We start from the raw sequence: 10,842 nt of genomic DNA on the forward strand, positions 1-10,842 counted from the left end.
GTGAAGCCTTACCTACAGAGGTAAGGCTCTTTTGTTGTATCTGAGGTTAATTTTTTTTGGAGGTACTCCAAAATATTGGGTTGATGGGCATGTGGTTCTACTTCTATCACTGAAAGTAAACTAATATCTAAAAGTTTACTTTCGGTAATAACAAAAAAGTCCCTTCATAATGCTAAAGGGACTTCGCTCACACAAATGATCTGCACATCAATTCACTTTTGATATACAGATCATTTGTATGATAATTTTTATAAATAATTGCGGAATAATGAACTTACATTACTGCTTTTAAAAGCTCTGTTACTAATGGAAGTACTCCACCTAAGAATGATAAAACTGCCATTGCGATTGTCATATTATTTCCTCCTCTTTTGTTGATGCTAAGATGTGATTTATCTTTATGCTTTCATTATAGTAAGCGCTTACATTTTTATCAATATATTTTTATATGCAATATTACATATAGGAGGCAACGAAATATCACATTTCCGTATTAAGAATATGTATTGGAAATTAATTGTTCCCTCAAACAAAAAAGAACTTGTAGTTCTTCTACAAGTTCTTTTTAGATAGTACTAATGTTAATGGTTAAACAATTTAAACAGGTACTAAGACCAAATCCATTGATCATCATTATTTTGATTTGAAGTTTTCGATTCTTGAATTTTTTCGATGTTGTTTTCTATGTTCCAATTTATAGAACTTCCGCCCCATTGTGCAAATTCCATATTATTTACTTTAACTTTGTCACCGACATTGAGTTTTTGTCCTTGTGTTAAGTAAACTTCTAGAATTTCATCTCCACCGTTGATTTTAGGATATTTAACAAGTACATAATCTATAGGTACGTTTACGTATTCATCAATTTTTCCTTTTTTACTAACTTCTCCTATTACATAATCAGGTCGACCATTTTCTTTTAAATGCATTCCTGGTGTTAATGATTTATTTTCAATAGAATTTGCAATCATATATTCAGTGAAATTACGCATCATTGTACCAGTAACTTTTACTTGATCACCTATTTTTACATTTGGTATAGAATCAAAATTGATACTGATAGGATCTGTATATTGTTTTGATTCTACAAAAATAACATTATCACTAATCTCAACTACGCGACCTTCAATTGTTGATATATTTGATTCAATAGAAGCTGCACTAGCTTTTGTTACTTCTAAGCCTGGTAAATTTGTTCCTGCAAGTGCTGCTACTCCTAATGCACCAGCTAAAACGATTTTTTTTATACCCATGTTATAACATCTCCATTCATGTTTTAATTTTAATATTAACCTTACTGTAACTATTATAGTTACGTCGATAATGATTATCAACTATAAATTTTATGCAATCTTACATATTTAAAAAAATAGAACATTGAAATTTAGTGTTTTAGGTCTAAGGAAAGGGAAATTAGAAGGGCTAGCTCCTCGGCTTCGCTTCACCCCAGCCATCACCTCACACCCAAAAACAAGGAATTATAAAACATTAATTGAATACATTTTTGATACCGACTAAAATTTAGGACTGGAAAGAGGGTAATCTGATGCATTACATAACTGCATGCTTGAAAATTATTAGTGATAAAGACCTTAATGAAATAATAGAGGAGTTCAAAAAACTTGAAAAAGAAACTATTAAAGAAGAAGGATGTATTCAATTTCATGTTTACCCTCTTGAACCTTCAGAACGAAAATTAATGCTTTGGGAGATTTGGGAAAACGAAGAAGCTCTTAATGTTCATTTCACCAAACCACACACTCAAAATACTCTAAAACAAGAATTAGCAGAAATAGAATGGGTAATTAGAAGTAATGTGAATTAACAAGATTGGTTGTTCTTGTAGTTTTGATAAAATATAAATCGGAGCCACTATATGTATGTAGAGTAGCAAAAGCTACTCTTTTTTTATTGGATTGATGTTTATAGCGAAAGTAATCTTTTATCTAAAAGTTTACTTTCGGTAATAACAAAAAAGTCCCTTCATAATGCTAAAGGGACTTCGCTCACACAAATGATCTGCACATCAATTCACTTTTGATATACAGATCATTTGTATGATAATTTTTATAAATAATTGCGGAATAATGAACTTACATTACTGCTTTTAAAAGTTCTTGTACAAATGGAATGATTCCACCTACAAATTTTAAAACTGCCATTGCGATTGCCATATTATTTCCTCCTCTTTTTTCGTATTAAGGTATGATAATTTTTATAAATAATTGTGGAATAATGAACTTACATTACTGCTTTTAAAAGTTCTTGTACAAATGGAATGATTCCACCTACAAATTTTAAAACTGCCATTGCGATTGTCATATTATTTCCTCCTCTTTTGTTGATGCTAAGATGTGATTTATCTTTATGCCTTTATTATAGTAAGCGCTTATAATTATATCAATATATTTTTATATGCAATATTGCATATAGGGCAATATTGCATATAAAAATTAGATCTCTATTAGTCATTCTTTAATGGTACCATAGCGAGGTGAGAGTCTTTAAGGGTTCTCCTTAATAGGAGGAAACGAATATGGAAAGAGTGCAAGCGATTATTGACAGTAATCTGAAATTCAAGAGCTGGGTTAAACAGGTATTAGCTGTAGGCGGAATGTTAGGGTTCTGCTTCTTTGTGTTATATTTTTACAGTTTCTTAATTGTTATGTAAATATATACAACTATACTAGTGAAGCCTTACCTACAGAGGTAAGGCTCTTTTGTTGTATCTGAGGTGTATTTTTTTGGAGGTACTCCAAAATATTGGGTTGATGGGCATGTGGTTCTACTTCTATCACTGAAAGTAAACTAATATTCAAAAGTTTACTTTTGGTTTTTGATAATATTGTTTTCAATGGACAGGTGGTATTTTCGAGAAAAAATCTCTCCAAAATCTCCACCTTTTTCCGCTTCGCTTCACCCCAGCCATTGCACTTACACCCAAAAACAAGAGGGAACAACTAAAAACCACTAGTAATTAAAAAACTTTTTACATAACAATTTAACCCTTTGAAGAAAACTACGCGAGGGCATTTTCTTCAAAGAGTATCCCATTTGAGGTCTAATCAATTTATTAAATGAGATTTTGGGGTATACATTGATGAACACCAGAATTTCTTAATGAGTTAAATAAAGCTGCACTGATGATTAATATAACAATTTCATCAGTTCCATCTTCTAACTCATAGATTGCCCAGTATGCATTATCAACTGTAAAAATACATTTTCGTTCTAAGTGAAATCCAGGTGGTACAGTTGGAAGTGTAATAACTGGTTCACATACGTTTGTATCTCCTTCATCTCTGATGAAATCGAAAGTTTGCTGGTCAATTTCATAAATATTAAGTGGATCAAGCTCTACACCTTTATCTGGAACTTCAATTTCATCTTCGACTAATAGGAAAAAGCGTTCGTTTCGAAAATTGAAAAGACATCTTGCCCCAATTTCAAATGTTGCCATTTTATATTCGCCTCCTTTGCAATTCTTTTATAGATTCAAAGTTGCGTTTACATAATATGCTAGATTAATAAATCTGGTTACGGCTCGTACCTACATAAATTACTAACTTAGTAATTTATGTAGTCTCTCGGCTTGTCTGAGAGATACATAACAAATTTAAGTGATGTTTGTTTTATAGAAAAAAAGAGAGCAAAATGAAAGCGATCAGTAGAGGTGATTGCGTATGTTGGTCAATCAAAACGGACCTAGCGAAGCGAAGGAAGTATTTGACTTGACCAACTGGACTACACCCGAACCCTCTTGGCACTGAACAAACTATTGTTTGTTCCTGCCAACCGGCGAGGGAGCCTCCTCAAGGATTGAGGGGTTGGGGAGTTCGATTGAAGGGGGTCTGGGGAAGAGTTCCCCAGTGGGTTTGGGCAAAGTCCAAGGTTTGTTTTTGCCATGCTAAGCATGGCTCGGCAACGCCGAAAAGCGTCGCAGACCCCTATCGATTTTGATACGTAGTGTCAAAATAAGTATAGGGTTACTTTAATTGACTCCATTTCGTCGCTTTGCTAGACTTATGGTATCAATTAATCTAGGGAAAGTGGTGGCATTTTATGTTAGGGTCTATCTCATTTAATCAATCTCACCAAAGTTCATTGAGCCACAATAACAGAGAAAACATTCATGGAAATCCTGGTATAGATCCATCCAGGTCAGAGGAGAATATTTACTTTGTTCAAAAGGACATCCGAAGTGTATACAAGGATATCTTTCAAAAAGCGTTGGACAAGTATAACGAGAAACAAAAACGGAATGATCGTAAGATTGATGATTACTATGACAAAATACATAAAGACGATAAGACACATGAGCAACGAGAATTGGTTGTAGCGGTTGGAGAGGGTAAAGATGACCCAAAGTATAGGGAAGCTAAAAAAGAAGCGTTAAAACAGTATGCGGAGGCGTTTCAAGGGAGAAATCCAAATCTAGCAGTCTATAACATGGTTTTACATGATGATGAAGCAAATCCACATTTACATATTAACTATGTACCGAATTTCGAAAGTAGTCGAGGATTAACGAGGCGTGTCGGAATGGATAGAGCTTTGCAGCAACAAGGTGTAGAGGGAACGGGAAGAAAGTTAATTGCACATTGGAGAGAATTAGAAACGGCTTATATTGAGAAATTAGCGAAAGAACACATTCCAAATTTTGAACGTGCCAATGTAGGTTCACATAAATACATGAAAGTCCGTCAATACAAGGAATATGCAGAAACAAAATCAATTGTTGAGAATCAAGTACAAGAAAAAGAGATGCAGTTACAAACGATTGATCATAACTTAAAAAATGTTGAAGAGAAAACAAACGAATTACAAGTAGTGAAAAAGAGTTTGGAAAGCGATGTCGTTGATAAGTACAAAGAATTAGAGGTAGTGAAACAACAAGTAGAGAGTGAAAGTGAAAAGCTAAAGCTAATTGGCCAGTGTCATATAGAGTTAGAAAAAAGAGTAGAACAAATGCAAAAAGAATTAGATAGTGCTACGAATCAAGTACCAAATGAAGCTGTTAAAATTCCATTTTTACGTAAAGAAGTAGTAATAGAAGTACAGGATAAAATGTTTGGAAAAGCTGAAATCACGAAGAAACAGACAAGAAATTATGTGTTATCACCAGAACAATATCAAGAATTAACACAGCAGGTGAATGCAGCGGTTACGATCAAAAAGGATTATGAGCGTTTGAGAAAAACAGATTTTGTGAAAGAGAATGAAAGTTTAAAAGCACATGCAGAGGGATGGATGGAAGCAAATCGAACGTTGAAACAAGAAAAAAGTCAGTTGCAAAAAGAAGTAGGCAGATTAAACACTGAAATAAGCTCATTAAAAGCTCATATAAAGGATTTGCAGATTAATATAAGGGTTTTATATCAGCAAACTAAAAAAACCTTTAAAGATAAATTTCAGACGTTTAGAGAGCTTATTAAAAATGAACTAGCTAATAAAGGTGTAAATAATCAATTTGAACGTGAACATAAAAGAGAAATGGCTAGTAGACAACGAGGATTTGATAGGGATTGTTAGAAGATATTATGATGAATTAAGTAAAATTTTTGGGAAACTTTGTTTGACAATATCTTGAGGACATATGTGTGATAAAATAAAAAACGAGCCATGCTGGAACATGGCTCGTTTCAAAGGGTATTCAATGAAAATACCTAAAATTTAAATGTCTGGTTATAGATTATCATAATTTGATTCATAATCAAATAGCAAAAAATAGGTATTTTTGTTGATTCCCTCAATTAGAGGAGGAATCGACAAAATGAAAGATGAAAATGAACAAGCTTTAGGACAAGCTTTAAATCAAGCTAATAGAAATGCTAGAAAAAGAGATTTAGAGAAAGATGGAAAACAAAGAGATCAGGCTGAAGAACTTAAAAAATCTCTTTTACAACAGTTAAAAGAATTAACTGGAGAAGACCATTATGTTGGAACTAATAAAGATCCATTTGCTGGAGAACCATTTAATCAAGTAATGCACAGAAATTTAGATTTGTTGAATAGTATTGGTTATTTAACTCAAGCAGAAGAAAGTTTTTTATTTAGAATTCAAGCTTATTTGGAATTTAGAAGTAATGTTATTATTTGTAGAGATGATAAATTTAAAAGGAAACGAAAGAACGCTGAGGAAGATTATGAGTTACCAAAAGCAGCAACTGTTTCTGAAATTGCTGAAATGATAGGGAAATCAAGAGAAAAAACTTCTTTGGTTATGAATTCATTAAAGAAAAAAGAAATTTTACTTAATCCAGAAGGTGCTGGACAAATTATTGAAAATGGTCGCACTGTAAGTCCTAGAACATGGGTGGTAAATCCTTACATAATGATTTGTGCACCTCGAAAAAATGAAGTGAAACTTGATAAATTAACGATGAGATTGTTTCAATATTCTTTGAAAAATCTTAAAGATCAAAATGGTAAAAAGGTAAAATTACCAGCTAGATTTTTTTAGACTATATCAATTTGATATAGTCTTTTTTATATGTATTTACTTATTTGTATTTTTTTAGGTGTGACGAAAACGTCACAAAAAGACTTAAAAGTGTGACGAAAACGTCACACCCTGAAAAGTGTATTCAACCCAGTCATATCAAGGGATTCACACGTTTTTTGTAGATGCTCTCTATTATCACTATTATTAAAGGCTAAAAGTTCCGCAAGGAACAGGTAGTATTTTTGAGCAAATAACGCTCAAAAATCTCCACCTTCAGAAAAAGAAAAGTCGGTTCGTTAATCCTCACCTAAAGGCTATCGCCTTTTCTTTTGTTTTCTGTCCTTGCGGAACTTTTTTCGGCTGGTTTTTAGCTTTCGCCAAGCCGAACAGACCAAAAACGGGGTTAAGTTGCTCGACTTGGATTAGCAATTGTACCAGCCGAACCGCCAGTTCTTCCATTCAAGATATTCTTCTTTTTCTATATGGAATCAACGCTATGTGGGGTTTCGCCCCCACACGACGAGCCAGCACTCACACCCAAAAACAAGGGTGAATAGCATGATAAAACATTTTTACACCTTAAAATCACGTTATTATAAAGACATTTGGTAGTCTTTTATTAGCCTTTAATTTAACCTCAAACTTAAGGGAGATGTATAAATGAACATTGGTAGACAGATACAATATTTTCGTAAACGGGATAATATGTCCCAAGAGGAGTTAGCAGAGAAAATTCATGTTTCCAGACAATCTATTTCTAACTGGGAAAATGAAAGAAACTATCCAGATATTCACAATTTACTAATGATGAGTATTCTCTTTAATGTCTCCCTGGATGATTTAGTTAAAGGAGATGTAAAGATCATGAAAGAAGAACTTCAAAAATCAACTTTCTTTAAGTGGAGTTACATCATGTTAGCATCAATGATTATACTTCCTATTTCTATTGCACCTGTATTTTACTTTTTTGGTTATTATGGTCTTATAATACCTTTGGTACTTACGATTTTGCTTATGTTTTCATCACAGCAAGTTGAAAACATAAAAAAAGAGCACAATTTAAAAACTTATCGTCAAATAGTTGATTTTATAGAGGGAAAACCTGTAAGTGAAGTAAAGCCTAATATAAAAGACAAATTATTAAAAATAGGTTTGATGCTTGCAAGTGCTTTAATTAGTTATAGTTTGATTTATTTAGGATTGAGTGTATTTGGAAGATAACTTAGAAAACTATTAAAAGTCCTCCGGATTGTTTAACTGGAGGACTTTTATGTTTACATAATTATGGAAAGCAGAAGTTAAAAGTTTTAAGTTTCTTGCTTAATTAAAGCACCCGTTAATTTAAAAAAAATTTATTTTTTTGTGTTTTTCCCCTTGCTTTTTGAATCTCTAACAATATAAACATCTTATTATCACACCTGAAATTGTGATTATTCTATTCCATTAATTTATCACTTTTCTTATTACACTATCTTGTCTAATTTAAAAACCTTTTTCAATCGAGACGGGCTCAGGTTTATCACTTAGATTCAAGTGCTGATAAACGTTCCTCTAGACTAGTTAATTTCACATGTAACTTTAATAGGGTACAGAAGATAAGAATATGTTAGAAAAAGTTTGGAATAATTGCGATTGCGATCGCGAAGGGGAAATCTCCAACAGGGATTCGTGGAAAAATTTCAATATTGGTAATGGTGTTAATTACCGATACATTATTATCACCAATATTAGTAACATAAGCACGTGATCCATCGGGAGTGATAGCTATCCGTATAGGACCATTTCCAACAGGGATTCGTGGGAGAATTTCAGTATTGGTGGTGGTATTAATCACTGAGATATTATTATCAAATAAATTAGTGACATAAGCACGTGATCCATCGGGAGTGATAGCTATTCCTCTAGGGCCATTCCCAACGGGGATTCGTGGAAGGATTTCAGTATTTGTGAAAATATCAATTATAGAAACTGTATCATTAGTACTATCAATAACGCCACTGGTGACATAAGCACGCGATCCATTTGGAGTGATGGCTATTTCTATGGGTAACTCTCCAACAGGGATTCGCGGGAGAATTTCAGTATTGGTGGCGGTGCTAATCACTGAAACATTATTACTAAATGAATTGGTGATATAAGCACGCAATCCATCGGGAGTAATGGCGATTCCTACGGGATCGTTTCCAACGGGGATTCGTGGGAATATTTCGGTGTTAGTCGCGATGTTGATTACGGTGACTGTATCATCAACTAAATTTGCAATATAAGCACGTGATCCATCGGGAGTAATGGCTATCCCGAATGGGAAGTTTCCAACAGGGATTGGGTTACCGATGACCATATTAGTGGTAGTATTAATTACCGAGACTGTATTATGAAAGCTATTTGTAACATAAGCACGTAATCCATCGGGAGTGATGGCGATTCCTAAGGGGTTGTCTCCAACGGGGATTCGTGGGAGGATCTCAGTGTTGGTGGTAGTGTTGATCACCGAGACTGTATCAGCTGCTGGATCATCACCAGAATTTGTTACATAAGCTAGAACTCTGACTTCCGGTGGGGAGGCAGGTGGAAAAGCAGGAAAAAGTCTACGACAGCATTTCCTTCGTTTGGAAAAATATGAGTTCAAAACAATTCACTACCTTTTTTTCGAAATTTAATATAATTATATATATTCAAATCAAGTAACTTCTCTTGTATATTTGTCCAATAAAAATTACGATGTATACGCTATACATATCAGGTTAACATAACGCACATTATCGGTAGCAAAGTTTTTCATAGAATCCTTGTATTTACAAGGATTCTTGTTTCTATGTCTATTTATTTCTTATACAGGATTTTATACATGGTTGATATAGCGGGGATCAGGGGGATTCTTGCTATTTTCTTTTCCCTTTTTTTTGTATAAAATCTTGTATAAATTTGATTATGATTGTTTTAAATCATAGTGTATGTTGATGTTTAAAAAAGACGAGTATATGCTTAATTTGTCTGAAATTTTTTGTGTATTCTTGTTTATTTTTTGTTATGTTTATTTTAAGTGTTATTTATATTATATCGCCGATATATCGCTTATAAAAATAGAAAGAGGTGGTAGCGATGGCCGATACGGGTGATACAAAAGTTGAATTGTTAGAGGGAATCCCTAAGGAATTAAAAAGTCATGATATTGCTAAAACGTTTGGAATTGCTGAAAGTACAGTTAGGAAGTACGCCCAATCCCTTGAAAAAGCAGGGTATGTTTTTCGGAAAAATGAAAACAATACAAGGATTTTTACTGATATAGATGAGTTAACATTTAGAGATTTGATTCAAGCTAGAAAAGAAGCTGGAGTAAACCTTGATATGGCGGCTTCCGTAGCAGTGATACGAAGACAGAAGAAAGAATCACCGACACAAAGCGTGCAACCATTGATAAATAAGGAATTAAAGGACGATTTAATTCCGCACAAAATGCAATATGAGATTCAGAAATTAGCAAATTCATTTCAAAAGCAAATAGAACAAATTGAAGAACAAAATCAAATGATAATTTCTAAGTTACAAGCATCTGAAGAAACTGAAATTGAAATAAAAAAACAGTTGTTGGAATCTCAAAAAAGGGAAAAAGAAAAAGATCAACAAATTGAAGATATGCAAAAAATGATTGATTATATTGCAAAACGAGATACAGCTTTTGATAAAAAAATCGAAGAAATTTATCAAGAAGCTAAAAAACCTTGGTGGAAGAGATGGTAAGATACAGGGTTTAATACTTGGTTGTATTATATTCTTTTTAATAATTTGTTTAGAATAATAGAAAGATAAACAAGCTGATCTCTTATGAAAAAAGAGATGGGCTTGTTTGTCTGCTACCGATAATGATAGGTTATGTAAACTTATAAGAATAATGTCGAATTTATCAGAATTTTGTATATTTTTGTTGTTTTATTTTATTTTTAATGCTAAACTCATAATTACAAAGAAAGAGTATATAAAACCCTTTTAAAATCAAAATTTTCAAAATATTAAGTTTTTTAAAGTTCTCCACTTGTACCCTTAGCGATATCCGTGTGTATTTATTATTCTTTCTTTGTTACTGTTATACCAAAAAAACTAATTATGTAAAAAAAGCCCCTTTATGAAATCTGAAGGGGCTTTTTTTATATAATTAGAGATACATTGACTGCTGATAAGTGGTGTTATGTGTTATGTAAACTTTATTTTTAAAACGAATTGGTTAATTGATTTGGAACATTTTAATAAAATATTGAATACTATGAAACTGTAATCTATAGGTTATTAATCTTTTAATTTAGTAGGAGGTGAATTTAAAATGCCTTTCTCTACTGGTCCAATTGAAAACGTAGGAAATCAACCTACTAATGCAACTAGAGCTAGGGTTAAAATTCTCA

General features: G+C 32.8%; 10 protein-coding genes and 1 pseudogene. 7 read left to right on the top strand and 4 right to left on the bottom strand.

Translation table 11 applies throughout. The annotated features are described in order from the left end of the window. Positions 1–608 precede the first annotated feature (608 nt). Positions 609–1,253 (bottom strand): ATP F0F1 synthase subunit alpha, encoded by a 645-nt coding sequence (locus BWGOE10_RS04795; protein ID WP_070146106.1) that lies wholly within the window; start codon positions 1,251–1,253, stop codon positions 609–611. A gap of 293 nt (positions 1,254–1,546) precedes the next feature. Here BWGOE10_RS04795 and BWGOE10_RS04800 point away from each other — a divergent pair, with 293 nt between their 5' ends. Continuing rightward, on the top strand, positions 1,547–1,825 hold the full coding sequence (locus BWGOE10_RS04800) for a putative quinol monooxygenase (RefSeq protein WP_002169788.1): 279 nt from the start codon (positions 1,547–1,549) through the stop codon (positions 1,823–1,825). 711 nt (positions 1,826–2,536) lie between these two features. Further along, positions 2,537–2,671 carry a hypothetical protein gene (locus BWGOE10_RS33685; protein WP_257209074.1) on the top strand — a complete coding sequence of 45 codons (135 nt, stop codon included), beginning with the start codon at positions 2,537–2,539 and terminating at the stop codon, positions 2,669–2,671. Between the two features lie 402 nt (positions 2,672–3,073). Here the strand turns inward: BWGOE10_RS33685 and BWGOE10_RS04815 are convergent, their stop codons facing one another. Continuing rightward, positions 3,074–3,460 (bottom strand): hypothetical protein, encoded by a 387-nt coding sequence (locus BWGOE10_RS04815; RefSeq protein WP_003203931.1) that lies wholly within the window; start codon positions 3,458–3,460, stop codon positions 3,074–3,076. Between the two features lie 602 nt (positions 3,461–4,062). Here BWGOE10_RS04815 and BWGOE10_RS04820 point away from each other — a divergent pair. Continuing rightward, complete coding sequence (locus BWGOE10_RS04820; RefSeq protein ID WP_070141132.1) at positions 4,063–5,532, top strand: plasmid recombination protein; 1,470 nt, start codon at positions 4,063–4,065, stop codon at positions 5,530–5,532. 241 nt (positions 5,533–5,773) lie between these two features. Next, the gene (locus BWGOE10_RS04825; RefSeq protein ID WP_070141133.1) at positions 5,774–6,463 is read left to right on the top strand and encodes a Rep protein; all 690 of its coding nucleotides are present in this window, start codon (positions 5,774–5,776) and stop codon (positions 6,461–6,463) included. 285 nt (positions 6,464–6,748) lie between these two features. Here BWGOE10_RS04825 and BWGOE10_RS32730 read toward each other — a convergent pair whose 3' ends face one another. Further along, a complete protein-coding gene (locus BWGOE10_RS32730) occupies positions 6,749–6,904 on the bottom strand; it encodes a hypothetical protein (protein ID WP_171903094.1) in 156 nt (51 codons plus the stop codon). A gap of 201 nt (positions 6,905–7,105) precedes the next feature. Here BWGOE10_RS32730 and BWGOE10_RS04835 point away from each other — a divergent pair, with 201 nt between their 5' ends. Then, positions 7,106–7,666 (top strand): helix-turn-helix domain-containing protein, encoded by a 561-nt coding sequence (locus BWGOE10_RS04835; RefSeq protein WP_070141134.1) that lies wholly within the window; start codon positions 7,106–7,108, stop codon positions 7,664–7,666. A 385-nt stretch (positions 7,667–8,051) separates the two neighbouring features. Here the strand turns inward: BWGOE10_RS04835 and BWGOE10_RS04840 are convergent, their stop codons facing one another. Continuing rightward, complete coding sequence (locus BWGOE10_RS04840) at positions 8,052–9,074, bottom strand: YncE family protein (RefSeq protein WP_070141135.1); 1,023 nt, start codon at positions 9,072–9,074, stop codon at positions 8,052–8,054. A 473-nt stretch (positions 9,075–9,547) separates the two neighbouring features. Between BWGOE10_RS04840 and BWGOE10_RS04845 the strand changes: the two genes are divergently transcribed. After that, the gene (locus BWGOE10_RS04845) at positions 9,548–10,186 is read left to right on the top strand and encodes a helix-turn-helix domain-containing protein (RefSeq protein WP_070141136.1); all 639 of its coding nucleotides are present in this window, start codon (positions 9,548–9,550) and stop codon (positions 10,184–10,186) included. A 577-nt stretch (positions 10,187–10,763) separates the two neighbouring features. After that, positions 10,764–10,842, top strand: a pseudogene (locus BWGOE10_RS04850) (ATPase); the annotation flags it as partial.

This window comes from Bacillus mycoides (assembly GCF_001757995.1).
Taxonomy (GTDB): domain Bacteria; phylum Bacillota; class Bacilli; order Bacillales; family Bacillaceae_G; genus Bacillus_A; species Bacillus_A mycoides_B.